General features: G+C 71.5%; 23 protein-coding genes. 16 read left to right on the forward strand and 7 right to left on the reverse strand.

Annotated features, from left to right (window positions below):
• Nucleotides 1-163: 163 nt before the first annotated feature.
• The 3 genes from ACZ518_RS26985 to ACZ518_RS26995 all read left to right on the forward strand — a co-directional run bounded on the left by ACZ518_RS26985 (nucleotide 164) and on the right by ACZ518_RS26995 (nucleotide 4,227).
• Nucleotides 164-1,450 (forward strand): NAD(P)-binding domain-containing protein, encoded by a 1,287-nt coding sequence (locus ACZ518_RS26985; protein WP_469115586.1) that lies wholly within the window; start codon nucleotides 164-166, stop codon nucleotides 1,448-1,450.
• Nucleotides 1,451-1,781: 331 nt separating this feature from the next.
• Entirely contained in the window at nucleotides 1,782-3,878 is a 2,097-nt protein-coding gene (locus ACZ518_RS26990) for a SpoIIE family protein phosphatase (protein WP_469115587.1), read from the forward strand.
• 169 nt (nucleotides 3,879-4,047) lie between these two features.
• Nucleotides 4,048-4,227 carry a hypothetical protein gene (locus ACZ518_RS26995; protein WP_469115588.1) on the forward strand — a complete coding sequence of 60 codons (180 nt, stop codon included), beginning with the start codon at nucleotides 4,048-4,050 and terminating at the stop codon, nucleotides 4,225-4,227.
• 35 nt (nucleotides 4,228-4,262) lie between these two features.
• Here ACZ518_RS26995 and ACZ518_RS27000 read toward each other — a convergent pair whose 3' ends face one another.
• Nucleotides 4,263-4,700, reverse strand: a complete 438-nt coding sequence (locus ACZ518_RS27000; protein WP_469115589.1) for a DUF6299 family protein — start codon at nucleotides 4,698-4,700, stop codon at nucleotides 4,263-4,265.
• A 170-nt stretch (nucleotides 4,701-4,870) separates the two neighbouring features.
• On the opposite strand from ACZ518_RS27000, the gene ACZ518_RS27005 reads away from it, so the two are divergent.
• Nucleotides 4,871-5,515 (forward strand): DUF4352 domain-containing protein, encoded by a 645-nt coding sequence (locus ACZ518_RS27005; protein WP_469115590.1) that lies wholly within the window; start codon nucleotides 4,871-4,873, stop codon nucleotides 5,513-5,515.
• Between the two features lie 56 nt (nucleotides 5,516-5,571).
• Nucleotides 5,572-6,063, forward strand: a complete 492-nt coding sequence (locus ACZ518_RS27010; protein ID WP_469115591.1) for a DUF5949 family protein — start codon at nucleotides 5,572-5,574, stop codon at nucleotides 6,061-6,063.
• 102 nt (nucleotides 6,064-6,165) lie between these two features.
• Here ACZ518_RS27010 and ACZ518_RS27015 read toward each other — a convergent pair whose 3' ends face one another.
• Both ACZ518_RS27015 and ACZ518_RS27020 read right to left on the reverse strand, forming a co-directional pair.
• Nucleotides 6,166-7,419 (reverse strand): cytochrome P450, encoded by a 1,254-nt coding sequence (locus tag ACZ518_RS27015; RefSeq protein ID WP_469115592.1) that lies wholly within the window; start codon nucleotides 7,417-7,419, stop codon nucleotides 6,166-6,168.
• A 76-nt stretch (nucleotides 7,420-7,495) separates the two neighbouring features.
• Nucleotides 7,496-8,668 (reverse strand): low temperature requirement protein A, encoded by a 1,173-nt coding sequence (locus ACZ518_RS27020; RefSeq protein WP_469115593.1) that lies wholly within the window; start codon nucleotides 8,666-8,668, stop codon nucleotides 7,496-7,498.
• A 232-nt stretch (nucleotides 8,669-8,900) separates the two neighbouring features.
• Between ACZ518_RS27020 and ACZ518_RS27025 the strand changes: the two genes are divergently transcribed.
• The 11 genes from ACZ518_RS27025 (at nucleotide 8,901) to ACZ518_RS27075 (ending at nucleotide 21,799) form a co-directional block, all read left to right on the forward strand.
• Nucleotides 8,901-10,307 (forward strand): NarK family nitrate/nitrite MFS transporter, encoded by a 1,407-nt coding sequence (locus ACZ518_RS27025; RefSeq protein WP_469115594.1) that lies wholly within the window; start codon nucleotides 8,901-8,903, stop codon nucleotides 10,305-10,307.
• Nucleotides 10,308-11,028: 721 nt separating this feature from the next.
• Complete coding sequence (locus tag ACZ518_RS27030) at nucleotides 11,029-11,616, forward strand: hypothetical protein (RefSeq protein WP_469115595.1); 588 nt, start codon at nucleotides 11,029-11,031, stop codon at nucleotides 11,614-11,616.
• A gap of 86 nt (nucleotides 11,617-11,702) precedes the next feature.
• The gene (pflB, locus tag ACZ518_RS27035) at nucleotides 11,703-13,973 is read left to right on the forward strand and encodes a formate C-acetyltransferase (protein ID WP_469115596.1); all 2,271 of its coding nucleotides are present in this window, start codon (nucleotides 11,703-11,705) and stop codon (nucleotides 13,971-13,973) included.
• A gap of 114 nt (nucleotides 13,974-14,087) precedes the next feature.
• Nucleotides 14,088-14,957, forward strand: coding sequence for a pyruvate formate-lyase-activating protein (gene pflA, locus ACZ518_RS27040; RefSeq protein WP_469115597.1), 870 nt, complete (start codon nucleotides 14,088-14,090; stop codon nucleotides 14,955-14,957).
• A 67-nt stretch (nucleotides 14,958-15,024) separates the two neighbouring features.
• Nucleotides 15,025-16,119, forward strand: a complete 1,095-nt coding sequence (locus ACZ518_RS27045) for an MFS transporter (RefSeq protein WP_469115598.1) — start codon at nucleotides 15,025-15,027, stop codon at nucleotides 16,117-16,119.
• Nucleotides 16,116-18,434 carry a molybdopterin oxidoreductase family protein gene (locus ACZ518_RS27050; RefSeq protein WP_469115599.1) on the forward strand — a complete coding sequence of 773 codons (2,319 nt, stop codon included), beginning with the start codon at nucleotides 16,116-16,118 and terminating at the stop codon, nucleotides 18,432-18,434. The genes ACZ518_RS27045 and ACZ518_RS27050 overlap by 4 nt, the downstream gene beginning before the upstream one ends.
• A 7-nt stretch (nucleotides 18,435-18,441) precedes the next feature.
• The gene (locus ACZ518_RS27055) at nucleotides 18,442-19,041 is read left to right on the forward strand and encodes a 4Fe-4S dicluster domain-containing protein (protein ID WP_469115600.1); all 600 of its coding nucleotides are present in this window, start codon (nucleotides 18,442-18,444) and stop codon (nucleotides 19,039-19,041) included.
• Entirely contained in the window at nucleotides 19,038-19,697 is a 660-nt protein-coding gene (locus ACZ518_RS27060) for a QcrA and Rieske domain-containing protein (RefSeq protein ID WP_469115601.1), read from the forward strand. Before ACZ518_RS27055 ends, ACZ518_RS27060 begins: the two co-directional genes overlap by 4 nt.
• On the forward strand, nucleotides 19,694-20,062 hold the full coding sequence (locus tag ACZ518_RS27065; RefSeq protein ID WP_469115602.1) for a hypothetical protein: 369 nt from the start codon (nucleotides 19,694-19,696) through the stop codon (nucleotides 20,060-20,062). The genes ACZ518_RS27060 and ACZ518_RS27065 overlap by 4 nt, the downstream gene beginning before the upstream one ends.
• Nucleotides 20,063-20,064: 2 nt before the next feature.
• The gene (locus ACZ518_RS27070) at nucleotides 20,065-21,492 is read left to right on the forward strand and encodes a NarK family nitrate/nitrite MFS transporter (protein ID WP_469115603.1); all 1,428 of its coding nucleotides are present in this window, start codon (nucleotides 20,065-20,067) and stop codon (nucleotides 21,490-21,492) included.
• Between the two features lie 85 nt (nucleotides 21,493-21,577).
• Nucleotides 21,578-21,799: a hypothetical protein gene (locus tag ACZ518_RS27075; RefSeq protein WP_469115604.1), complete on the forward strand. Its 222-nt coding sequence runs from the start codon at nucleotides 21,578-21,580 to the stop codon at nucleotides 21,797-21,799.
• Nucleotides 21,800-21,812: 13 nt separating this feature from the next.
• Here ACZ518_RS27075 and mscL read toward each other — a convergent pair whose 3' ends face one another.
• The 4 genes from mscL to ACZ518_RS27095 all read right to left on the reverse strand — a co-directional run bounded on the left by mscL (nucleotide 21,813) and on the right by ACZ518_RS27095 (nucleotide 24,821).
• Nucleotides 21,813-22,322: a large conductance mechanosensitive channel protein MscL gene (mscL, locus tag ACZ518_RS27080; protein ID WP_469115605.1), complete on the reverse strand. Its 510-nt coding sequence runs from the start codon at nucleotides 22,320-22,322 to the stop codon at nucleotides 21,813-21,815.
• A 123-nt stretch (nucleotides 22,323-22,445) separates the two neighbouring features.
• A complete protein-coding gene (locus ACZ518_RS27085) occupies nucleotides 22,446-22,883 on the reverse strand; it encodes a hypothetical protein (protein WP_469115606.1) in 438 nt (145 codons plus the stop codon).
• A gap of 271 nt (nucleotides 22,884-23,154) precedes the next feature.
• Entirely contained in the window at nucleotides 23,155-23,712 is a 558-nt protein-coding gene (locus tag ACZ518_RS27090; protein WP_469115607.1) for a carboxymuconolactone decarboxylase family protein, read from the reverse strand.
• 275 nt (nucleotides 23,713-23,987) lie between these two features.
• Nucleotides 23,988-24,821 carry an S-methyl-5'-thioadenosine phosphorylase gene (locus ACZ518_RS27095; protein WP_469115608.1) on the reverse strand — a complete coding sequence of 278 codons (834 nt, stop codon included), beginning with the start codon at nucleotides 24,819-24,821 and terminating at the stop codon, nucleotides 23,988-23,990.
• Nucleotides 24,822-24,845: the final 24 nt, after the last annotated feature.

The following is a 24,845-nucleotide window of genomic DNA, read 5'->3' on the forward strand; positions in this document are numbered from 1 at the left end:
GGCGGTGCGGTGACGCGGCGGCGCGGCGGTGTCGTACCGCGGCGCCGGGGTGGGCCCGGCGACGCGGTGGTTCGCGGCTCGGCGACGTGGTGGCTCGGCGACGTGGTGACGTGGTGGCTTGGTGACGTGGTGACTCGGTGGCGATCTGGTGGAAGGAGTGGCCGTGAGGCGGACGGACGATCTCGTGGTGGTCGGCGCCGGCCCGTACGGGCTGTCGATCGCCGCGCACGCGGCGGCGGCCGGGCTCGGGGTACGGGTGCTGGGCCGGCCCATGGCGTCCTGGCGGGACCACATGCCCGAGGGCATGTACCTGAAGTCGGAGCCCTGGTCCTCCAACCTCTCCGCGCCCGGCGGCCGCTACACCCTGGCCGAGTACTGCGCCACCCGGGGCCTGGCCGCCGAGCACGGCAGCCCCCTGCCGATCGGCACCTTCAGCGCGTACGGGCTCTGGTTCGCCCGGCACGCCGGCCTGCCCGAGGTGGAGGAGGCCACCGTCACCGAGGTCACCCCGCAGGGCGACGGCTTCCTCGTCCGCACCGCCGACGGGCCGCCGCTGCTCGCCCGTACGGTCGCCCTGGCCGTCGGCGTGATGCCCTTCACGCACTACCCCGGGGCGCTGCGCGAGCTGCCCCCGGGCCACTACTCGCACAGCAGCGGCCACCGCGACCTGTCCCGCTTCGCCGGGCGCGAGGTCGCCGTCCTGGGGGCCGGGCAGGCCGCGCTGGAGACGGCCGCGCTGCTCGCGGAGGCGGGGGCCCGGCCGTGTCTGGTGGCCCGGCGGTCCCGGCTGAACTGGAACACCGTCCCGCAGCCCCTGGAACGGCCGCTGGCCCGGGCCCTGCGCGACCCGCACAGCGGTCTCGGCACCGGGTGGCGCAGCTGGGTGTGGTCGGAGCTGCCGTGGGCGGTGCGGCGGCTGCCCGCGCCGACGCGCGAGCGGATCGCCGCCACGGCGCTGGGGCCCGCCGGGGCGTGGTGGCTGCGGGACCGCTTCGAGCGGCGGGTGCCCGCGCTGATGGGGCACCGGCTGAACCGGGCGGTGGCGGTGGGCGGCCGTACCCGGCTCGGACTGACCACGCCGGCCGGGGAGTCCGTCGTACTGGACACCGCGCACGTCATCGCGGCGACCGGGTTCGCGGCGCGGCTGGACCGGCTGGAACTGCTCGACGCGCGGCTGCGGGCCGCGCTGGCCACCGTGGGCGACAGCGGCACGCCGGAGCTGAGCGCGGGCTTCGAGTCCTCCTGGCCGGGGCTGTTCTTCGCGGGACTGCTGACGGCTCCCTCATTCGGACCTTCCATGCGATTCGTGCACGGTGCGGGGTTCACGGCGGGGAGACTGGTGAAGGGAGTCCGCAAGCGCCTCGGCGCCCGGGGTCCGCTGCCGGGCTCCTCCGGCGCTGCCCGGCCGGTCCGGGCCGCCGCCGGGCGACCGGAGACGTATCTACGCTGAGATCCACCTGAGAGGGGTCCGCGATGGACGCGGAGCGAGCACAGGGCGGCCGTGGCTGGGTGCGCATCCCCGCCAGCCGCGGGGAGCAGCCCACGGCCCGGGCGGCGGCGGGCCAGCCGCCGCGGGGGACCGCGGGCCAGCCGCCGCGGGGGGCGGCCGGGGCGTCGTACGGATGGCGGTCCCCCGGCCCTTTCGGGGCCGGTGACCAGCCCGCGATCTACCTGTCCCTCGTCAAGCGGTGGCGGGAGGCTGGGCGCACCCTTCCGGGGCATCCTGACGAGGAGTGGGAGCGGCTCATCTCCCAGCCGTGCTGGCCAGGCCGTTAGGTGGTGTGTCTCTCGTGGCAGCGGCGGAGCGCGACGAACCGGAACGCGACACTCCAGGGCTGGTGACGGGCCCGGGGGAGCGGCTCGCGCTCAACGGCATGGGCAGCTTCGAATGGGACCTGGACGCGGGCACCCTCAGCCTGGACGAGGCCGGTCTGGCCGTCTTCGACCTGGAGCCGGCCGAGTTCGACCGCACCCCCGAGGCCCTCGGCGCGCGGATCCCGCCCGACGACGCGGCGCGGCTCTCGGACACGGTGGCCGGGGTGCTGGAGGCCGGCGGGTCGACGTACGGCTCGTACTTCACGGTGCGCCGGCGGGACGGCCGCGACCAGTGGACCCACACCACGGGCCGGGTGCTGCGCGACGAGGACGGCCGGCCCCTGCGGATTGCCGGGATCGTCCGGGACGCCACCGCCGAGCTCGCCCACGCGACGGTGCTGCGGAAGCTGGAGACCGCCCGCACCCAGCAGGCCGCCATCGTCCAGCGCACCACCGAGGCCCTGTCGCGGGCGGTGACCGTCGACGACGTGACGGCCGCCCTGACCGGCGCGGGCGCGCTGGAGCGGCTCGGCGCGGACGGGCTGGCGCTGGGCCTCGTCGAGAACGGCACCATCAAGATCATCGCGCTCAGCGGGGAAACCCTGGAGATCCTCAGCGAGCGGAAGTTCACCCGACTGGACGGTTCGCTGCCGCTCTCCCAGGCCATCCTCAGCCGGCAGGCACGGTTCGTCACCTCGCTCACCGAACTCGCCGGCGAGTTCCCGCTGCTCGCCGACTACCTGCGCCGCATCCACTACGACGCGGCCGCCTACCTCCCCCTGATCGCCCAGGCCAAGGCCATCGGCGGACTCGTGCTCTTCTACCGCCGGCGCACCGAGTTCAGCCCCGAGGAACGCAACCTGTGCCTGGGCCTGGCCGGCATCGTCGCCCAGTCCCTCCAGCGGGCGCTCCTCTTCGACCAGGAACGCGAGTTCGCCACCGGCCTCCAGGCCGCCATGCTGCCCCGCCGCATCCCCGACATCACCGGCGGGGAGATCGCCGTCCGCTACCACGCCGCCTGGAGCGGGCGCGAGGTCGGCGGCGACTGGTACGACGTGATCGCCCTGCCCCGCGACCGCGTCGGCATCGTCGTGGGCGACGTACAGGGCCACGACACCCACGCCGCCGCCATCATGGGCCAGCTGCGCATCGCCCTGCGCGCCTACGCGGGCGAGGGCCACCCGCCCTCCACCGTGCTCGCGCGGGCCTCCCGCTTCCTCGCCGAACTCGACACCGAACGCTTCGCCACCTGCATGTACGCACAGGTCGACCTGGAGACCGGAGGCGTACGGGCCGTCCGCGCCGGCCACCTCGGCCCGCTGATCCGCCACACGGACGGCCGAACCGGCTGGCCCAACGTCCGCGGCGGCCTCCCCCTCGGCCTGGCCTCCGTCTTCGAACAGGAGGACTTCCCCGAGACCCGCCTCGACCTGGTGCCCGGCGAAACGCTCGTGCTGTGCACCGACGGGCTCGTGGAGGAACCGGGCACCGCCATCACCGCCGGCATGGACTCCCTCGCCCACGCCGTCCGCAGCGGCCCCCAGGGCGCCGGCGCCCTCGCGGACCACCTCCTGGACCGGCTCTGGGAACGCTGGGGCTCCGGCGACGACGTGGCCCTGCTCGTACTGCGCCGCGCCCCGGACCCCGGCACCCACCGGGCGCCGCGGATCCACCAGTACGTCCACCAGGCCGACCCCGAGGGGCTGTCCGAGGCCCGCTACGCCCTGCGGCAGGCCCTGCGCGACTGGGGCATGGCCGAACTCGCCGACGACGTCGAGCTCGCGGCGGGGGAGCTGCTGGTCAACGCCCTGCTGCACACCGAAGGCGGGGCGGTGCTGACCATGGAGGTGCTGCCCGAGCCGGTGCGGCGGATCCGGCTGTGGGTCAAGGACCGCTCCAGCGTGTGGCCGCGCCGGCGCACCCCGGGCGAGGCGGCCACCACGGGGCGCGGGCTGCTGCTGGTGGACGCGCTGGCCACGCACTGGGGGGTGGAGTCCCGGGGCGACGGGAAGGCCGTCTGGTGCGAGTTCGACGCCGGGGGCACCCCGCGCGGCACGCCGTGACCGGGGGGCTCGGTGCGACCGGGACTTGATGCGGCCGGCAGCACTGTGTGACCGGACGGTCGCTCCGGGTGGCGGGGTGCGGGGTGCGGGGTGATGATGCCGCCATGGAACGGATGCTGGTTCTTCGGGATGCGCCGCTCTTCCCGGGCGCCCCGCTGCCGACGGGGGTATGGTGCGCCGCCTGACCAGGGGCGCGGTCACGGGGATCGTGGCGGCCCTGGCGGTACTGCTGCTGGCGGCCGGGGGCCGGGCGGTCGTCGACTGGACGACGGGGCGTCCGCACACGGACCCCGGATGCCAGACGGTCGCGTTCATGTCGATGACGGGCGTCGCGCCCGAGTGCCGGTAGCGGCGGCTACCGCACCCGCGCGGCGGCCGCGCTCCCTACGGGTGTTCGACGACCTGGATGGCCCGGTCGTCCTGCGCGACCGTGTCGATGGCGCGCGGCATCAGGCCCGAGAGGTGGATCTCCTGGAGTTCCGCCACGGCCCTCGCGGCGCCCGGGTGGATGCCTCCGGTGAGCGGGCTGCCGGCCACCCACTCGTGCTCGGCGCCGTCGCAGACGACCCCGCCCGCGCCGATGCTCAGCCGGGTGCCGTCCTGGATGACGGTGGCCTTGATCTGAACCGCCCCCGAGGGTGACGCGGCCTCGCAGTGGTAGGTGCCGGAAAGGGTGATGGAACCGTCCTCGGCGATGTGAGCTTCCGACTGTACGGAAATTCCCTGATTGAAAACGGTGGCGTGGGCGGGAGCCGTGAACAGGGTCGTCGCGGCCAGGGCGGAGAAGGCCCCCAGGGCCATTCGGCGGGCGGGCGTGCGCATTCTGCCTCCAGGTGGGTGTGGGTGGCGGGATTCCACCGGAACGCATTGTGCTGGCAATTGGCGGGCGACTCGTTCCGTGCGCTCGTGTCGGTGTGTGCAATTCCCCGCTCGGGCGCGTGAGACTGGCCGGAAATACTCCCCGCCCCGAAGATCCCCGAAGGGGTTCCCGCATGCGTCAGCCCGCTTCCGTCTCCACCTCGCTCTCCACCTCGCTCTCCGCCCTCGCCGCCGCCGCCCTGATGCCCTTCCTGCTGTTCACCGCCACCGCCTGCCAGAGCGCCCCCGAGGGCGCCGCGCTCGCCCCCGCCGCGGCACCCGCCGTCCCGGTCGACGACGGGGCGCCCGGCGCCGACGAGGACCCCGCCGCCCAGGACCGGGCGGGGGCGGTGCCCGGTGCGGCGAAGGACGCCCATGTGGGTGACTCCGTACGGGTGCAAGGACACGAGGTGGGCCGCCACCTCCAGGTGGTGCTGGCCGCGTTCGTGGACCCCGCGGTCAGCGTCGAACCGAACTACCAGCCGCCCGCCGGCAAGCGCTGGGTGGCCGCCTCGATGTCGTTCGTCAACGTCGGCGGGGCCTCGTACGGGGCACTCGGGCGCATGTGGGCGTACGACGGCGCGGGCAAGCGCCACCCGGTGGTGCGCACCGGTGAACTGACGACCGGCAAACCACTCGTCTTCGATTCCCTCGCGGTCGGCGAGCGGGCAGAGGGCTGGGTCGTGTTCGAAATTCCGGAAAACCAGAGGATCGTGCGGCTCCAGTACCAGGACGCGAACATGCAGGCGAATTCCGGAGGGGGATTCTGGTCGGTCTAGCCCGCGCGGGTGAAAGGCCGTGAAAGGGCCCGGCGCCGGAGCACTAAGGTGCGCGCATGACTTCTACGCAAGCCGAAATCGACCGCAGCCGGCTCGGCACCCTTTCCGTGCTCGCCTGGATCGGCGACCCCGCCGAGGGCCACGACATCCCGTACCTGCTCGCCTACACGCTCGGTGACGGGCCGCAGGGCCGGGAGGCGGGCGAGGCGGCCGCCCGCGGGCTGCTGGAGGAGATGGGCCTCGGCATCGGCGACGTGGTGAACGGGACAGACAAGCCGCAGAAGTTCGACGTGAAGATCGTCCTCGCGGACAACCAGATCGCACTGACCCTGCCCGGACTGAACGCCACCTGCACCGCCCCCGACGAGTGGGTCGCGGCGGCCACCGAGAGCGGCCAGGCCTACTTCCTGTTCGCCACGCGCGCCTGGCCCGAGGCCGTCCCCGGCAAGCCGGTGAGCGCGGAGCTCCTCCAGGCCTTCGCCGGCGACGAGGGCGTGCTGACCAGCAGCGCCCACTGCATCGTCGCCGTGCAGACCCTGCAGCGCTAGCCAGGGGGCGCCCCTGTTCGCGGCAGCCGCCGCCGCGCCTGCGGCGGCCGCCGTGCTCCGGCCGCCGGGCTCCCAGCCTGCCCGGCGGCCGGCCCCTGCGCGTCAGGGCCGTTCGAAGGCGAACCGCAGCGAGCGGACCCGGTTGTCGAAGTTCGAGCCCGCCAGGTCGGGCAGGCCCACCGCGCGCAGGCCCACCGGACGGGTGAGCAGCTCACGGAAGAGCGCCTTCATCTCCACCCGGGCCAGATGGGCGCCCAGGCAGAAGTGCGGTCCGCCGCCCCCGAACCCCAAGTGCGGATTGGGCGAGCGGGTGATGTCGAACGCGTCCGGATCGGGGAAGACCGCCTCGTCACGGTTGGCCGACGCGTAGTACAGCACCACCTTGTCCCCGGGCCGGAACAGATGCCCGCCCAGGGTGTGTTCGGCGGTGACCGTCCGGCGGAACTGGATGATCGGCGTCGAGTGCCGGATCATCTCGTCCACCGCGCCGTCCGCGTACTTCTCGAAGTCCGACAGCAGCAGGTCCCGTTGCTCCGGGAAGTCCGTCAGCAGGGTCAGCCCGTGACTGATGGCGTTGCGGGTGGTCTCCACCCCCGCCACCATCAACAGGCTGAAGAAGGCGCCCAGCTGGCGGGCACCGAGCGCCTGGCCGTCCACGTTCGCGCACACGAGGGCCGAGATCAGGTCGTCGGTCGGGTTCTTGCGCCGCTCCCGCCCGATGCCCGCGACCATCCGCTGCATCCGGGCCAGGGCCCGCAGCCCCCGGCCGGGCATCCGCAGCCGTGCCGCCAGCCCGCGCTCCACGCCGATGTTCTCGGAGGCGTGGTTGACCCGGTCCGCGATCTCCGCACGGTAGTGCTCCGGGATCCCCATCATGTTGCAGATGACCTCCAGCGGCAGCCGGGAGGACACCGCCGAGACGAACTCCTCCGGCCCCTCGGCCAGCACGTCGTCCACGATCCGGGCCGCCACCGCGTGGATGTCCTCCTCGGCCGCCGCCAGCAGCCGCGGCGTGAACGCCCGCTGCACGATCTTCCGCAGCTGCGCGTGGTCCGGGCCGTCCAGGTTGACCATCGAGTCCCCGAACAGCGCCCGCACCCACCGGGCCGGCTCCGGCGTCGTGACTCCGGGAGCGCTCGCGAAGACCTTCGGCAGCCGGCTCGCCTCCTGCACGTCGGCATGGCGGACGAGGGCCCAGTGACCGCCCCCCTCGGGGACGAACACCGGGGAGTCCAGCGCACGCAGCCGGGCGAAGGCCGCGAGCCGCTGGTCGGGGGGCCGCTGCCAGAAGCCCGGCTCGGCCAGTTCCCCTCCGGGGTCGGTGCCGGAGCCGTGCCGTTGCGGGGGGAGTGTCATGGGGGCTGTCTCTTCCTGTAGCCGTTCCGCTGAGCTGCTGAACGCGTTCGGGGGTGTGGGGGTGACGGCCGGAACCTCAGACTTCGGCCCCGGCACGCCCGGGGTGCCCGCCGCGGACGGACAGGGTCATGCCGACCACCACCGCGGCCGTCGCGACCAGGCCCGCGTACAGGACCGCGTACGACCCCGCCCAGGTGCAGGCGAGCAGGGCCAGCGCGGACACCGGCAGCACCAGCTGCTGGGCCGCGCCGCGCTTGAAGTGGCGCGAGTGCAGCAACCACACCATCAGCAGGAACAGCGCCGACGGGACGGTCACGGCCGCGTTCGCGGCGACCTGCGAGATGTGGGCCTTCCCCACCGCGTGCTCCACCGCGACCTCGATGCCCGCGCCGATCGCCGCACCCGACGCGAAGATCAGCAGATGGCCGTAGCCCCACGGGATCGCCTCCCGGTTGGAGTTCAGCCGCTCGTGCATCGGCACCGCGAAGTAGATCCACCACGCGGCGAAGACGATCAGCAGCCCGCCCCCCGCGATGGGCAGCAGCACGTCCAGCGCCTCGTGCTCGTCGATCGCCGACTTCACCGCCACCGTGCTCGCCGCGATGGTCTCGCCCAGCACGATGATGGTGAACAGGCCGTACCGCTCCACGATGTGATGGGCGTGCCAGGCCGTCTGGTGCCCCCGCTCGGCCAGCACCGGGACCATCAGCTCGGCCACCACCAGCACCAGGAACAGCCAGCGCTTCGAAGCATCCGGAGCGAACAGCAGCCCCACCCAGCCCGCCTGACAGAGCACCAGCCCCACCGCGTACTTCAACGCCGCCGAACGCGCCGCACCGCTCTCCCCGGCCGCCGCGCGCAACCACTGCGCCGTCAGCGCCACCCTCATGATCAGGTAGCCGATGACCGCCACCGTCCAGTCGTTGTCGTCGAAGGCCCGGCTCACCCCCGCCGCGTAGACGAGCACACCGGCGATCTGCACCAGCGTCGCGATCCGGTACGGCACGTCGTCGCAGTCGTAGGCGGAGGCGAACCAGGTGAAGTTCATCCACGCCCACCACACCCCGAAGAAGACGAAGAAATAGCCGACCACCCCGGACCCCGGATGCCCCTCCGCCAACGCGTGCACCAGCCGCGCCCCCGCCTGGGCGATCGCGACGACGAAGCAGAGGTCGAAGAACAGCTCCAGCGAGGTCGCCGTGCGGTGCCCCTCGGCGCGGCTGCGGGCGGTCATCGGTACGTACGTCATACCGCCCAGCACACCAGGGCCCGGCCCCCCGACCGGCGAGGCGCGCGGCCGACGGCCCCCGGGTACCCCGGGCGGACTCGTACCGGCCCGCCCCGTCCGGCCGCGAGCCGAAGGGACCACGACCGGCGGGACAAGGTCCCGCCACCCACACGACGTTCGCCCCTGCCGGGGCCCACCCCCCGGAGCCGAGCCTGGATAGGTCAGGACCCTTCTCAATGTTCAGGACCACGCCATGAGTTCCGCCACGCAGCAAGCGCCACAGGTCCTCGCCGACCCGGCGCAGTACCGCCCGGGCCGCACCATCACGGAGTGGACGCCCGAGGATCCCGCCTTCTGGCACTCCAACGGGAAGAAGGTCGCCACCAGGAACCTGTGGATCGCGGTCCCGGCCCTGCTCGTGGCCTTCGTGGCCTGGCAGGTGTGGAGCATCACGGCGACCAACCTGAAGGACGTCGGGTTCGGCTTCTCCCAGTCGCAGCTCTTCTGGCTGACGGCCGTCCCCGGCATCACCGGCGGCACCGCCCGGATCCTCTACACCTTCCTCGGCCCGATGGTGGGACAGCGCCGCTTCACCGCCCTCTCCACGGCGGTCCTGGTCGTCCCGCTGCTGTGGCTCGGCTTCGCCGTGCAGAACCCGGACACCTCCTACACCACCATGGTCGCCATCGCCGCCCTCTGCGGAATCGGCGGCGCGAACTTCTCCTCCTCCCTCGCCAACATCGGCTTCTTCTACCCGAAGCAGGAGAAGGGCAACGCCACCGGTATCAACGGAGGCCTCGGCAACCTCGGCGTCTCCGTGGTCCAGCTGCTCACCCCCATCCTGATCACCTCCTCCGTCCTGGCCATCGGGGCGGGCCAGAAGAAGGCCGACGGTTCGGAGATCTACCTCCAGAACGCCGCCTTCGTCTGGATCCCGGTGCTGCTCGTGCTCGCGGCGGTCGCCTGGTTCGGGCAGAACGACCTCAAGGTCGCCTCCACCCCCTTCAGCCAGCAGAAGATCATCTTCAGGCGCAAGCACAACTGGCTGATGACCTGGCTCTACGTCGGAACGTTCGGCTCCTTCATCGGCTTCGCCGCGGCCCTGCCGCTGCTCATCAAGACCACCTTCCCCGCCTACTCGGTGGCCACCTACGCCTGGATGGGCCCGGCCCTGGGCGCACTGGCCCGCTGGGCGGGCGGCTGGATCGCCGACAAGCTGGGCGGCGCCCGGGTGACGATCCTTTCCTTCGTGGGCATGGGCGCCTCGATCATCGGCGTGATCACCTTCCTGCCTGCGGGCTCTGACCATGGTTCGTTCCACGGCTTCTTCCTCTGCTTCCTGGCCGCCTTCTTCTTCTCGGGCATCGGCAACGGCTCGACCTTCCGGCAGATCCCGGTCATCTTCCGGGCGCAGCACCTGAAGGGCCTGACGGAGGGCACACCGCAGTACTCGGCCGCCCTGAAGCAGGCGGAGATCGAGTCCGGCGCGGTGACGGGCTTCACCGCCGCCATCGCCGCCTACGGCTTCTTCTTCATCCCGGCGATGTTCGCCAACTTCTCGGTGACCAGCGCGATGTGGGGCTTCGTCGCCTTCTACGCCAGCTGCGTGGCCGTGACCTGGTGGTTCTACGCCCGCAAGAACGCGGAAGCCCCCAGCTGACCCACCTCGGGCGCCGCGGCACCCCCGCCCGGCCCCCACCCAAAGCCCCGGCCCCGCAGCCACCCACCCCGAGCCCGGGGCAGGTGGCTGCGGCGCCCAGACCCGGGCCTGGGGCCCAGGACCGGGGCCCGGGACTCGGCCCCGCCTCCTGACCTCGGGGCCCTGCCCTCGGGCCCGGCGCCGGGTCCGATGTAGCAGCGCGGGGACGGGCCAGGGCCCTGATCCCCAAACACCAGCCCCCCGACGCCAGCGCCGAGTCCCCGCGCCGGCCCGCGCCCCGGCCCAGGCCCCGACGCCGGCCCCCGCCCCGGCTCCAGCGCCGACCCCCGCTCCGGCCCGGCGCCGGCCCCCGCTCCGGCCTCGGCTCGGGCTCCGGGCCCGTGCCCGGCCCCGGCCCGCGTTCCGGCCCTGGCTCGGGCCCCGGCCCCGGCCTCGGCCCGGCCCCGGCCCCGGCCCGGTCCTCGGCCCCCGACACTCGGCCACGCCAGATGGGGTCGCCGGGGGCGGGCCCGGAGTGCGCCGGCTGTTCGGCCGCCCCTGGTCCGTCACCGCGAGGGCCTTCGCCCTCGGTGTCGGGTCCGCCTCATGCCATCCGCCGCTCACCACCTCCGCCCGTCATCCACGACGTGGCCCCGGAGGGCGCCGTCCGGGCCGAGCGGCCCATCACCCTCCCCCCACCACAGCAGGCTGCGGTATTACCGAGTCCCCCGTTTCCACCGGCATGGCCGCCGCGACCGGGCCGGACGACGGTGGCGGCCGGCACCCGCACCGCCCCGCGGCCGGGGCGGTACCGATGGCCCCGCCGGGGCTCCTGGCCGCGGCCGCCGTCCAGGCGGGGGACCGCGAGGGGCTCGGCCAGGACGCCGGGCACACACTCCGGCCGACCGCGGGGGAGGCCGAGACCCCCGCCCCCGGGGCCCCTCCGCCGCCGGCGCGCTGGCCCGCGTACGCCTTCCTCTTCCTCCTCCTGCTCCTCGGCCGGATCGCCGTCATCGAAGTCTTCGGGCCGTCCGGGCCGTCCTGCCCCGGCATTGCGCAGGTCCACCCCTGGTTCTTCGCCATCATGCTGCCGCTCCTCTCCGCCTCTGTTCTCGCTCTGACTTCCTTCATGCTGCCGGGGTCGCTCAAGACGTGCGCCGCACTATCCACAGGCGCCGCCAAAATGCAGTTCTTCCGACTTTCCAGCCCCGTCCCAAAATCTTGTGAATGCATTCACAAGCGCACTATGGACTTTGGTCCCACGGAAAATCGCAGTTCAAAGGCGGTGGTGGTGGCCAAGTCCCGGCGGTCGGGGGACTTTCGGGCCTGAGCTCAGGACCATCGCGGCACCAAATGATCGATCAAAAGGCGTGGAATGGACACAAGCAATGAGGCGACTCGGAGAAGGTGCCGGTGATGACTGCCGCCCCTGTGGAGATCACGAAGAACGGCGAGGCCTGGGAGGGCTTCAAGGGCGGCCTGTGGCGCGACGCCATCGACGTCCGCGACTTCATCCAGCAGAACTACACGCCGTACGAAGGCGACGACTCCTTCCTCGCCGGCCCCACCGAGCGCACCATCGCCGTGTGGAAGGCGATCACCGACAAGTTCCCGGAGGAGCGCGAGAAGGGCGTCTACGACGTCGCGCACGACATCCCGTCGTCGATCACCGCACACGCCCCCGGCTACATCGACCGCGACAAGGACCTGATCGTCGGCCTCCAGACCGACGCCCCGCTCAAGCGCGCGATCATGCCGTACGGCGGCTGGCGGATGGTCGCCGGCGCCCTGGAGACCTATGGCTACCCGGTCGCCGAGGAGCTGGAGAAGGTCTTCACCGAATACCGCAAGACCCACAACGCCGGCGTCTTCGACGCCTACACCCCCGAGATCCGCGCCGCCCGCAAGGCCGGCGTCGTGACCGGCCTCCCGGACGCGTACGGCCGCGGCCGCATCATCGGCGACTACCGCCGCGTGGCCCTCTACGGAGTGGACCGCCTGATCGCCTTCAAGAAGGACGAGAAGGAGGAACTGAACTCCCTCCCCGCCGGCAACCGCTCGCTGGAGGAGACGATCCGTCTGCGCGAGGAACTCGCCGAGCAGATGCGCGCGCTGTCCGAGCTCAAGGCGATGGCCGCCTCCTACGGCTACGACATCTCCCGACCCGCCGCCACCGGCCGCGAAGCCATCCAGTGGATGTACTTCGCATACCTCGGCGCCGTGAAGGAGCAGAACGGCGCGGCCATGTCGCTGGGCCGCACCTCCACCTTTGTCGATATATATCTTCAGCGTGACATCGCCGCCGGCCTCCTCACCGAAGAACAGGCGCAGGAGCTCGTCGACGACTTCATCATCAAGCTGCGCATCGTCCGCTTCCTGCGGACCCCCGAATACGACGAGCTGTTCTCCGGCGACCCGACCTGGGTCACCGAGTCCATCGCCGGCATGGGAGAGGACGGCCGCCCACTCGTCAGCAAGACCTCCTTCCGCTACCTCCAGACCCTCTACAACCTCGGCCCGGCCCCCGAGCCGAACATGACGGTCTTCTGGTCCTCGCGGCTGCCGCAGGGGTTCAAGGAGTTCTGTGCCCGCGTCTCCATCGACACCTCCTCGGTGCAGTACGAATCCGACGAGCTGATGCGCCCGCGCTTCGGCGACGACACCGCCATCGCCTGCTGCGTCTCGGCCATGCCGGTGGGCAAGCAGATGCAGTTCTTCGGCGCCCGCGTCAACGTCGCCAAGACCCTCCTCTACGCGATCAACGGCGGCCGGGACGAGAAGTCCGGCGCCCAGGTCGGACCGCGGACCGGCCTGCCGGCCTCCGACGTCCTCGACTACGACGAGGTCATGGCCAAGTTCGACGAGCAGATGGAATGGCTCGCCGAGACCTACGTCCACGCCCTCAACGTCATCCACTACATGCACGACCGGTACGCCTACGAGCGGCTCGAAATGGCACTGCACGACCGCGACGTGCGCCGCACCATGGCCTGTGGCATCGCCGGCCTGTCCGTCGCCGCCGACTCGCTGTCCGCCATCAAGCACGCCAAGGTCACCGCGCTGCGCGACGAGAGCGGCCTTGCCACCGACTACGCCATCGAGGGCGAGTTCCCGGCGTACGGCAACAACGACGACCGCGTCGACGAGATCGCCGTCTGGCTCGTCGAGGAGTTCATGAGGAAGATCCGCAAGCACGAGACGTACCGGGGTGCCGAGCACACCCAGTCCGTGCTGACGATCACCTCGAACGTGGTCTACGGCAAGAAGACCGGCAACACCCCGGACGGACGCCGGGCCGGCGAACCCTTCTCCCCCGGCGCCAATCCGATGAACGGCCGCGACACCCACGGCTACGTCACCTCGGCCCTGTCCGTCGCCAAGCTCCCGTACGAGGACGCCGAAGACGGCATCTCGCTGACCAACACCGTCACCCCCGACGGCCTCGGCCGCACCCCCGAGGAGCGGATCAGGAACCTGGCCGGTGTGCTCGACGGCTACATGGCCGTCGACGGCTTCCACATGAACGTCAACGTCCTGAACCGCGACACCCTCATGGACGCCATGGAGCACCCGGAGAAGTACCCGCAGCTGACCATCCGCGTCAGCGGCTACGCGGTGAACTTCGTGCGGCTCACACGGGCTCAGCAGCTCGACGTGCTGAACCGCACCTTCCACGGTGCGCTGTAGCGCCGTCCGCAGACCGCGCGGCCCGGGGCCGGGCCCTCACCCCGAACCCGAGCCGCGCGTTCCCACCGGAACACCGGAACACCGGAACACCGGAACGCGACTGGAGCACCTGCCGTGACCGTCTACTTCGGTACGAGCCTCCCCGTCGGCCCCGAGAACGCCGCCGTCGTCGGCGCCACCCGCCCCCCGGCCGCCGCTGCGCAGCCCCCGGCCACCCCCGCGCAGACCCTGGCCGCCGCCGCGACGCAGCGGCCGAGCGAGGGCTCGGTGCATTCCTGGGACCTGTCCACCGGAGTAGACGGCCCCGGCACCCGGTTCGTGACCTTCCTCGCCGGCTGCCCGCTGACCTGCCTGTACTGCCACAACCCCGACACCATGCGGATGCGCAACGGTCGGCGCACCTCGGCCGACGCCGTCATCGCCGAAGCCCGCAAGTACACCCGGTTCATCTCCGCCTCGGGCGGCGGCGCCACCGTCTCAGGCGGTGAACCGCTGCTCCAGCCCGTCTTCGCAGGCGAGCTCCTGCACCGCATGAAGAACGACCTGGGCCTGCACACGGCCCTCGACACCTCGGCCTTCCTCGGATCCCGGGCCACCGACGCGCTGCTGCGCGACGTGGACCTTGTACTGCTCGACATCAAGTCCTGGGACCGGGACACCTACAAGAAGGTCACCGGCCGGCCGCTGGAGCCCACCCTGGACTTCGCGCGCCGCCTCGCGGATCTCGGCAAGGAAGTGCACCTGCGGTTCGTGCTCGTGCCCGGGCTCACCGACGCGCGCGAGAACGTCGAAGGGGTCGCCGCCTTCGCCGGCGGCCTCGGGAACATCTCGCGGGTCGACGTACTGCCCTTCCACAAGCTCGGCGAGAGCAAGTGGGAAGCCCTGGACATGCCCTTCACCCTGCACGACACGCCGTCGCCCACCGCCGCGCAGGTGGCCGAGGCCAAGGCCGTCTTCGAGGCGCACGGACTGAAAGCCGTATGACCCGTCCGGACCAACCATAAGCTCCAGATAACGGGCTGAATCGGCATAGACCACCTAGCGTGGTGCTGTGTCCGAGCCCACAGAAGTACTCGCCGCAGACCCACCCTCCGGGCCGCCCGAGACCCCGCCACAGGCCGGGCGGTCCGTCACCGCACGGGCCACCGCGGCCGGCGCCACAGTCTCCCTCCTGCTCATCGCCGCGATCGTGCTGGGCAGCCGCCTTCTGCGGGACTTCGACTCCGCCCTGCTCCCGTACGCCGTCGCCACGGTCTTCCTGGCCTTCGGCGTGGCCTACCGGTACACGGTCTGGGTGTCCGCACCCGGCGCGCGCCGCCTCTTCAAGAAGGGCTTCGGCAGCTTCTTCTCGGCCGCCAACTTCAAGAAGGCGCCCACCGCCCTGCCGAAGATGATCGCCACCTACCTCGGCTTCCAGAAGTTCCTCGGCGCCCGCTCACGCGCCCGCTGGGCCGCCCACCAGCTGATCTTCTGGGGATGCCTGCTGGCCGCCGCGATCACCTTCCCACTCACCTGGGGCTGGTTCACGTTCACCTCCGGCAGCGGCTCCGGACCCGGCTACGAGATGCGGATCTGGGGCTTCAAAGTCCTCGGCTTCAACTCGCTCGACATCCTGGGCTGGCTGATGTTCCACGGCCTGGACATCGCCGCCGTCCTCGTCATCCCCGGAGCCTCGTACTTCCTGTGGCGCCGCATGAAGGACCGCGGCGCCATCACCGGCCAGCGCTTCGCCTACGACCTGCTCCCGCTGATCTGCCTGATCGTGATCTCGGTGACCGGGCTGCTGCTCACCTTCTCGTCGATCTTCCTGCACGGCGGCGGCTACGAGTTCCTGGCGATCCTGCACATGGTCTCGGTGGTCTTCACCCTCATCTACATCCCGTTCGGGAAGTTCTTCCACATCGTCCAGCGGCCGGCGGCGGTCGGCATGCAGCTCTTCAAGTACACCGCCCGCCAGGACGAGGAGATCTTCGCCTGCAAGCGCTGCGGCGAACCCATCGACACCACCCCGTACGTGGAGAACCTGCGCGGCACGATGCAGGACCTCAGGCTCGACTTCAACGCCTTCGCCGAATACTGCCCCCGCTGCAAGCGGGCCCTGCGCGGCAACGCCTACCTGACCCACGTCAAGAAGGGCTTCAAGTGACCGCGACGGACCCCGCCACGCCGGCACCCCTGCCCCTCGACCCGTCCATCGCCCCGCCCGGCACCCGCAACTTCCGCGACGCCGGCGGCATCCCCGCCGACCGGTGGCATGCCGACCAGAACGGCGAGACCCTCGTCCCCACCCACTGCTGCTTCTGCGGCGTGCAGTGCGGCATGTACCTCCGTGTCGACAAAGGCGGCAAGGTCTTCGGCGTCGAACCCCGCAACCACGACATCAACCGCATGCGGCTGTGCCCCAAAGGCATCAACGCCTACCAGCAGGTCAATCACCCCGACCGGCTGACCGCGCCCCTGATGCGCCGCTCCCGCGACGAGGAGTTCAGGGAAGTCTCCTGGGACGAGGCCCTCGACTTCACCGTCTCCGAGATCCGGCGCATCCAGGCCGCCCACGGCAACGACGCCTTCGGACTGCTCGGCGGCGCCAGCCTCTACTCCGAGAAGACCTACCTCGTCGGCAAGTTCGGCCGGGTCGCCCTCAAGACCCGCCACGTCGACTACAACGGCCGCCTCTGCATGGTCAGCGCGGCAGGCGCCAACAAGCTCGCCTTCGGCATCGACCGCGCCGCCAACCCCTTCTCCGACATCCTCCTCACCGACTGCCTGCTGATCGCCGGGTCGAACGTGGGGGAGTGCTTCCCGGTGATGACCCAGTACCTCTGGGGCGCCCGCGACCGGGGCGCGTCACTGATCGTCATCGACCCGCGCGAGACGGCCATCGCCCGCACCGCCGACGTCCACGTCCCCATCAAACCCGGCACCGACTCCGCCTTCTTCAACGCCGTGCTCCATGTGATCGTCGCCGAGGGCCTCGCCGACGAGGCGTACCTCGCCGCCCACACCACCGGCTGGGACGAGGTCAGGAAGACCGTCCAGGAATACCCGCCCGCCCGGTCCGCCGAGATCTGCGGAATCCCCGCATCCCAGATCGTCCAGGTCGCCCGCATGTTCGCCGGCGCGGACAAGGCGATGGCCTTCCACGCCCGCGGCATCGAACACCACTCACAGGGCGTCGAGAACTGCCTGTCCGTCATCAACATGTGCGTGGCCACCGGCAACCTCGGCAAACCGGGAGCCGGCTACGGCACCATCACCGGCCAGGGCAACGGCCAGGGCGGCCGCGAACACGGCCAGAAGGCGGACCTCCTGCCCGGCGGCCGTTCCATCATGAACGAGGAGCACCGCCGCCAGATCTGCCGGATCTGGGGCATCGACGAGGCCGACCTCCCGCCCGCCGGCACCTCGATGATGGAAATGGTCTGGCAGATACAGCGGCAGGAGATCCGCGGCCTGATCGGCATCTGCAACAACCCGTTCGTCTCACTCCCCAACTACGGGGCGGTCAAGCACGGCTACGACACCCTCGACTTCCACGCGCAGTTCGACTTCTTCCTCTCCGAGACCGCCGCCAACGCACACGTGGTCTTCCCGGTCACCGTCTGGGCCGAGGACGAGGGCGTCATGGCCAACACCGAAGCCCGGGTGGTCAAGCACAACAAGGCACAGGAGCCACCCGCCGGGGTGCGGACCGACACCTGGGTCATGTGCGAACTGGCCAGACGCCTCGGCGTCGGCGACAAGTTCGACTTCCCCGGCTCCCGGGAGGTGTTCGAGGAACTCCGCATCGCCTCCGCCGGCACCGTCAACGACTACTACGGCATCACCTACGAGCGGCTCGAAGCGACCGGGGGCATCGCCTGGCCCTGCCCGTCCACCGAGCACCCCGGCACGCCCCGGCTGTTCGAGGGCGGCAAGACCTACCACCCCGACGGCAAGATCCACATGCAGGTCGTCGAATGGCACCCGCCCATGGACGCCTACACCGAGGAGTTCCCGCTCTCCCTCACCACCGGCCGCACCGTCGCGCACTTCCTGTCCGGCAACCAGACCCGCCGGCTGGGCGCCCTCGTCGAACAGACCCCGCGCCCGTGGGTGGAGGTGCACCCCTCCCACGGATTCCGCGCCGGCGACCCCGTCCGGGTGGTCACCCGACGCGGCAGCGAGGTCTTCCCGGCCCTGGTCACGGAGGCCATCCGCCCCGACACCGTCTTCATCCCCTACCACTGGCCCGTCCCGGCGGCCGCGAACGCCTTGACCATCGACGCCCTCGACCCCCGCTCGAAGATCCCCGAGTACAAGGTCTGCGCCGCCCGGATCGAGGCGGCCGAACGGGTCGACGAGGTCCCCGCACCGCCCACGGCCCCCGGCCGCGAGGCCTACCCGGAGACCCAGGTCTCCCGCACCGACCCCCTGCCCCCCACGTCCTCGCAGGGCCGTGGCACGGCGGAGAGGAGCTGACGCCGCCATGATGGGCCGCACGATCTTCATCGACCCCGGCCGCTGCATCGGCTGTCAGGCCTGCGTATCCGCCTGCCGCGAATGCGACTCGCACCGCGGCAAATCGATGATCCACCTGGACTACATCGACCCCGGCCAGTCCGTCGCCTCTCTCCCCACCGTCTGCATGCACTGCGAGGACCCCGTGGCGCCCTGCGCCGAGGTCTGCCCCGCCGACGCCATCCTGGTGACCGCGGACGGCGTGGTCCAGCAGGCCGACACCACCCGCTGCATCGGCTGCGCCAACTGCGTCAACGCCTGCCCCTTCGGCGTCCCGAAGATCGACCTCCAGGCGAAGCTCCAGATGAAGTGCAACCTCTGCTACGACCGCACCGCCTACGGCCTGGCCCCCATGTGCGCCACGGTCTGCCCGACCGGGGCCCTCTTCTACGGAACGCTCGAAGAGCTCCAGGCCGAGCGCCCCGGCGTCCAGGTCGCCGACTCCTTCGCCTTCGGCGACGTGGTCGTCTCCACCGGCGTGGCGATGGTCGTCCCCGCAGACAAGGTCCAGTGGCCCGTTCCCGGCGGCCTGCCCGTCGTGGAGGTGAACGGGGTGGATGTCCGATGAGCGTGACCCAGCAGCCCGCACCCGGCTCCGGACCGGGCCCGGGCGCCGGCGGCGACGCCGCCGCCGAGCAGCTGCGCGACCGGATCAGCGCCGACTCCCTCACCACCCGGCGCGACTACCTGCGGATCGTCGCCACGGTCTCCGGCGGCCTGGCCATCGGAGGGGTCGGAGTCGCCTCCGGCATCCTCCACCGGCACGGGGACAGCGAGACGATGCCCGAGGCCAAGAAGGTCACCGACCAGCTCGCACCGGGCGAGTCCGTGGCCTTCAGGTTCCCCGGCGACGAGGACCGGGCCCTCGCCGTCCGGCTCGGCGACGGCAGCCTCGTCGCCTACTCCGCCGTCTGCACCCACCTGGCCTGCGCCGTGCTCTGGCGTGAGGACCGCGGCCCCGAAGGGGAGCTGTACTGCCCCTGCCACGAAGGCGTCTTCGACGCCCGCACCGGTGAGGTGACCGCGGGCCCGCCACCCCGCCCACTCCCGAGGATCTTCCTGACCGAGCAGGCCGACGGCAGCGTCTGGGCCATCGCCACCGCCCGCTCCGGGGAGCCCGCCAAGGAAGCCCTGTGCCGCCAGTTCGGCGACTCCCGGCCCGAGACGGCCCAGCGTCTGGGCTGCCCCGGCGCGGCCCGCGCCACCGAAAGCAGGCGGACATGAGCGACGCCCAGCTCCCTCCCCGCCCCGAATACCACCCGGGGAGCGCCCAGCCCCGGCTGAACCGGCCGGTCCACGAGCGGTACCCGCAGATCCGCTCCACCAGCGGCTACGGCGACCCGCGCATCCGGCACACCGGCCCCGGCCCGGGCGCCGGCACCGAACAGGAGCCGGAGCGCTCCTCCAAGCTCAACGCCCGCCTCGCCCTGGCCCTCACGGTCGTGATCGGACAGCTCTGGGCCCTGACCGTCACCGTCAACGAGTGGATGAAGGGAAACACCGCCACGGCCTGGTGGGGAGCGGGATTCCTGGTCCTGTCCTTCCTCGTCGTGATCGCCCTGTGGCTCCTCGACCCGAAGGACCGATGACCATGTCGATACCCACGCCCACCCCGTCCGCGGTGCGCTCGCACCGTGCGGAGACCTACAAGCCCGGCGCCGTCATCGGCGACTGGCGTCCCGAGGACGAGGTTTTCTGGCAGGCCACCGGCCGCCGGGTCGCCCAGCGCAACCTCTGGGTCTCCATCCCGGCGCTGATGCTCGGGTTCGTGGTCTGGCAGGTCTGGTCGGTCACCGTGGTCAAGCTGAACGACGTCGGCTTCGGCTTCTCCAAGTCGCAGCTGTTCTGGCTGACCGCCATCCCCGGCCTTACCGGCGGCACCTTCCGGATCCTCTACACCTTCATCGGCCCGATCTTCGGCGAGCGGAAGTTCACCGCCTTCAGCACCTTGATCCTGATCGGCCCCATGCTGTGGCTGGGCTTCGCGCTCCAGGACACCGGCACCCCGTACTGGGAGCTGGCCCTCATCGCGGCCGTCTGCGGCATCGGCGGCGCGAACTTCGCCTCGTCCATGGCCAACATCGGCTTCTTCTTCCCCAAGCGGGAGAAGGGCAGCGCCAACGGCCTCAACGGCGGCCTCGGCAACCTCGGCGTGAGCGTCGTCCAGCTGGTCGCGCCGCTGGTGGTCACCGCCGCCGTGCTCGGCGCCCCGGCGGGCGGCCCGCAGCACGACGCGAAGGAGAACACGGACATCTGGCTCCAGAACGGCGCCTTCCTCTGGGTGCCGCTGCTGGTGATCATGGCGTTGCTCGCCTGGTTCCTGATGAACGACCTCAAGGTGGCAGCGGCCCCCTTCAGCCAGCAGAAGGTCATCTTCAAGCGCAAGCACAACTGGCTGATGACCTGGCTCTACGTCGGCACCTTCGGATCCTTCATCGGATTCGCCGCCGGCCTGCCCCTGCTGATCAAGAACAACTTCGAGACGCAGGGCTACCAGGCCACCACCTACGCCTGGATCGGCCCCTTCATCGGCGCGCTCATGCGCTGGGCCGGCGGCTGGCTCTCCGACAAGATCGGCGGCGCCAGAGTGACCATGCTGTCCTTCGTCGGCATGGCGGCAGCCCTGGTGTTCGTGATCTTCGCGCTGCCGTCCGGCGGCGACCAGGGAAGCTTCTGGGCGTTCTTCATCGGCTTCCTGGCGGCCTTCGCCTTCTCCGGACTGGGCAACGGCTCGACCTTCCGGCAGATCCCGGTGATCTTCCGGGATCAGCACATGCGCCAGGCGGAGGGCCAGGGCCCCCAGGCGCAGGCGGCCGCGCTGAAGCAGTCGGAGATGGAGGCGGGCGCCGTCACCGGCTTCTCCTCCGCCATCGCCGCCTACGGCTTCTTCTTCATCCCCGCGATGTTCGCCGCCATGGCCGTCACCCACGCGCTGTGGCTGTTCATCGGCTTCTACGCGTCCTGCCTCGCGGTCTGCTGGTGGTTCTACGCCCGCAAGGGCGCGGAAGCCCCCAGCTGACCCGGGCAGCGGCAGCGGCAGCGGCAGCGCCACCGGCACCGGCAGGGACCGGGGCCGGGGGCGCGGGCGGCCGTACCCTTGGGGCATGAGCACCGCCCCCGCCTCCGACCCGCAGTCCCCGAAGCCCGAAGCCGGGGCGAAGCCCGAGACGAAGCCGAAGCCCAGGCCGAAGCTCGTCTTCGACGATCCGCTCGACCAGCAGTCCTCGGACGACACCGACCGGGGCTGGGGCGAGCGGCCGCCCGCCGGAGGGGGCGCGGCCGACCTGGCCCGCTTCCTCGACGAGAAGCCCCCGCACCACATCTGACCCTCCGCGGCCGTCAGAAGGCGTCGCGCGCCCCTGGCGTCCCCTGTGCCCGGATGCCCTCGCCGTTCCCGCTCCGCTGCGCGACCAGGACGTCGCGGATGTCCTTGAGCACCTCCAGCTCGGTGATCTCCATGCTCTCCTGCACGCCCTCCTTGGCCTTGCGGCGCGCCTCCACCCTGGCGAGGTACTTCGCCATGGGCAGGACCATCAGGAAGTACACGACCGCTGCGGTGATCAGGAAGCTGAGCGCGGCGTTCAGTACGGAGCCCCACATGATGTTGACGCCGGTCGGTTCGCCCTTCGCGTCGACCCCACAAGGTGCCTTCAGGCACGAGGTGTAGACATCCAGGTTCTTGGTGCCGATGGCGCCCACGAGAGGGCTGATGATGCCCTTGACGATCGAGTTCACGATGTTCGTGAACGCCGCGCCGATGACCACGGCCACGGCCAGGTCGACCACGTTCCCGCGCATCAGGAAGGCCTTGAAGCCCGCCAGTACGCTCTCCTTCTTCTTCTCGCTCACCACTGAGCCTTTCTTTGTGCCTGCTGTAGACGGAGCCAACGGTTCCGAAAGCTACGGCAGGCACAGCACGGCGTGTCCAGTCAGTGCCCACTCCAGGGCGACTTGACTGCTCCTCAGTGCGAATCAGCACACCGTCACCGCCAGCCGCGCCACGGCACCCGCCCCCACCAGGGCACGCGCCGTGTCCCGGGGTACGGACAGCACCACCAGCGCCCCACCGTCCCCGATACCCGCCTCCACAGCGGGCACTTCAGCCACCCGGGCACCCGTCGCCACCACCCGGGGCGGCCCGGTGCGCTCCGCCGCGACCACGTCGACCCGGTCACCGGGACGCAACAGCCGCACCGTCCCGGCATCCGCGATGCGCACGGGTGCCGACACCATCCGTACCGCCGCGGGTGCCGGCTTCACCACGGGCGGCGGGGACGGGGGCGCACCCCGGGGGGCCTGGGCCTCCGCTCCACCGACCGCCAGGGCGGCCGCCACCACGGCCAGCCCGGCCGAGGCGACCCGCCGCTTGCGGCGCACCGCGCGCCGCAGCCGGCCTCCGGCACGACCCACTCGGAGCGGGGGAAAGGGAGGCACGGGGCGTGCGGGGGGACACGTGGAAGAGCAGACGGGGCGGGAGCCCGCGGCAGCGGGGGAAGCGAAGGACGGGTTGGAAACGGGAGACGGGGGAGAGGTCCTGGACATGATGGGCACCGCCAAGCTGGTCGTGATCCGGGGTCCGGGCCCAATGCCCGGACCTCCCTCACGATCCGCCGCCCCGCCAGGGCCCGCTCCGACCTGTGGACAATCCCCAGCCTGTGGACAACGCCGTCACCCTCAGGCGTCAGCGCCCCGCCGGCACCTGGCAGGCCTCCGAGAAGCCCTGGCTGGTCAGACCGAAGGCGCTGTTGACCCGCGAGCGCCAGTTCTCCAGCGCGACCATGGCGGTGAGCTCGACGAACGCCGCCTCACCGAGCCGGGCGATCAGCTCGGAGGCCAGCTCGTCCGTGACCGACGGCTCGGTCTCGGTCATCGCCTCGGCGTACTCCATGACCAGCAGCTCCAGCTCGGTGAACACCTCGCGCGACTCCCGCCACCGCGGCACCCGCTCGATCTTCTCCGGCGACAGCCCCTTCTCACGGCCCTCCCAGTGGCCGAAGTCCATGCACCACGAGCAGTTGATGCGCGCGGCCGAAGCCATCACCGCCAGGTGCTTGAGGCCGGCGTCGAGCTTGTTCCACTTCGCCGCCTGCTGCTCCAGGCGCACGTAGGAGAACAACACGCGCGAGTTGTGCCCGTACGCCTGGCCCGGGTCCAGCACCTTGCCGTAGGTGCGGCGCGAGTACCAGGCGCCGATGCGCATGAGAAGGGTGCGGGGCGGGGTGAGCGAGATGCGCGGCATGACTGGCCTCTTCCGGCTCGGGGGTCCTGGTGACCCCTTCGCCCTGGAGACAGGCCAGCCCCGCGGAATGTGACACCGCCCCGGAATTTTTTCCGCTGGGCGCTGCCCGCGCGCCCGGCAGGCGGCCGAAACGGGGGACCCGGGACCGCCCCGCCGGCCCGTCGCGGGTCGGCGGGAGGGGCCGGCGGGGCGGTCAGGGGCCGGCGAGGGGCCGGGCAAGCCCGGTAGGCGGCACGGATGGGCCACGCAGGGGCTCCACCGGCCCTCAGCCGCCGCTACGGCAGTTCGATGCCCAGGTCCCAGCCGTCGTGGACGTGGGTGCACAGGCAGTCGCGGGCTTCGGTCGGAGGCAGCGCCGCCACCGCGTCGAAGAGGACCTCGCGCAGCCGGCTGACGTTCTCGCCGAACACCTTGAGGACCTCCGTGTGGGAAACGCCCTCACCCGTCTCGGCGCCCGCGTCCAGGTCCGTGACCAGGGCCATCGAGGTGTAGCAGAGCCCCAGCTCGCGAGCGAGCACCGCCTCCGGGTGCCCGGTCATGCCGACCACCGACCAGCCGGCCGCCGCGTGCCACCGCGACTCCGCCCGCGTCGAGAACCGCGGCCCCTCGATGACGACCATGGTGCCGCCGTCCACCGGCTCCCACTCCCGCCCCCGCGCCGCCGCGAGCGCGACCGACCGGCCCACCGGGCAGTACGGGTCGGCGAAGGTGGTGTGCACGACGTTCGGGACGGTCCCGTCAGGCAGCGGCTCACCGTCGAAGAAGGTCTGCACGCGGGTCTTCGTGCGGTCGACCAGCTGGTCCGGCACCAGCAGCGTGCCGGGGCCGTACTCCGCCCGCAGGCCGCCGACCGCGCAGGGGCCCAGCACCTGGCGGACGCCGACCGAGCGCAGCGCCCACAGGTTGGCCCGGTAGTTGATCTTGTGTGGCGGCACGGTGTGGCTGCGCCCGTGCCGCGGCAGGAACGCGACCTGGCGTCCGGCCAGCTCACCCACGTACAGGGAGTCGCTCGGGGGCCCGTACGGCGTCTCCACCTGGATCTCGGAGACGTCCTCGAGGAAGGAGTAGAAGCCCGACCCGCCGATTACACCGATCTCTGCGTTCACCATGGCCTCACCCTAACGGGGGACGCA

The sequence above is a fragment of the Streptomyces sp. NPDC033966 genome (assembly GCF_055575955.1).

Bases quoted from the DNA above. Each gene is read 5' to 3' on its own strand.
- ACZ518_RS27000 (WP_469115589.1), bottom strand. From the start codon at position 4,700: ATGCGCACGCCCGCCCGCCGAATGGCCCTGGGGGCCTTCTCCGCCCTG.
- ACZ518_RS27015 (WP_469115592.1), bottom strand. From the start codon at position 7,419: ATGACACTCCCCCCGCAACGGCACGGCTCCGGCACCGACCCCGGAGGG.
- ACZ518_RS27020 (WP_469115593.1), bottom strand. From the start codon at position 8,668: ATGACGTACGTACCGATGACCGCCCGCAGCCGCGCCGAGGGGCACCGC.
- ACZ518_RS27030 (WP_469115595.1), top strand. From the start codon at position 11,029: ATGGCCGCCGCGACCGGGCCGGACGACGGTGGCGGCCGGCACCCGCAC.
- ACZ518_RS26995 (WP_469115588.1), top strand. From the start codon at position 4,048: ATGGTGCGCCGCCTGACCAGGGGCGCGGTCACGGGGATCGTGGCGGCC.
- ACZ518_RS27010 (WP_469115591.1), top strand. From the start codon at position 5,572: ATGACTTCTACGCAAGCCGAAATCGACCGCAGCCGGCTCGGCACCCTT.
- ACZ518_RS27070 (WP_469115603.1), top strand. From the start codon at position 20,065: ATGTCGATACCCACGCCCACCCCGTCCGCGGTGCGCTCGCACCGTGCG.
- ACZ518_RS27090 (WP_469115607.1), bottom strand. From the start codon at position 23,712: ATGCCGCGCATCTCGCTCACCCCGCCCCGCACCCTTCTCATGCGCATC.
- ACZ518_RS27095 (WP_469115608.1), bottom strand. From the start codon at position 24,821: ATGGTGAACGCAGAGATCGGTGTAATCGGCGGGTCGGGCTTCTACTCC.
- ACZ518_RS27005 (WP_469115590.1), top strand. From the start codon at position 4,871: ATGCGTCAGCCCGCTTCCGTCTCCACCTCGCTCTCCACCTCGCTCTCC.
- ACZ518_RS27065 (WP_469115602.1), top strand. From the start codon at position 19,694: ATGAGCGACGCCCAGCTCCCTCCCCGCCCCGAATACCACCCGGGGAGC.
- ACZ518_RS27025 (WP_469115594.1), top strand. From the start codon at position 8,901: ATGAGTTCCGCCACGCAGCAAGCGCCACAGGTCCTCGCCGACCCGGCG.
- pflB (WP_469115596.1), top strand. From the start codon at position 11,703: ATGACTGCCGCCCCTGTGGAGATCACGAAGAACGGCGAGGCCTGGGAG.
- ACZ518_RS27055 (WP_469115600.1), top strand. From the start codon at position 18,442: ATGATGGGCCGCACGATCTTCATCGACCCCGGCCGCTGCATCGGCTGT.
- ACZ518_RS27060 (WP_469115601.1), top strand. From the start codon at position 19,038: ATGAGCGTGACCCAGCAGCCCGCACCCGGCTCCGGACCGGGCCCGGGC.
- ACZ518_RS27075 (WP_469115604.1), top strand. From the start codon at position 21,578: ATGAGCACCGCCCCCGCCTCCGACCCGCAGTCCCCGAAGCCCGAAGCC.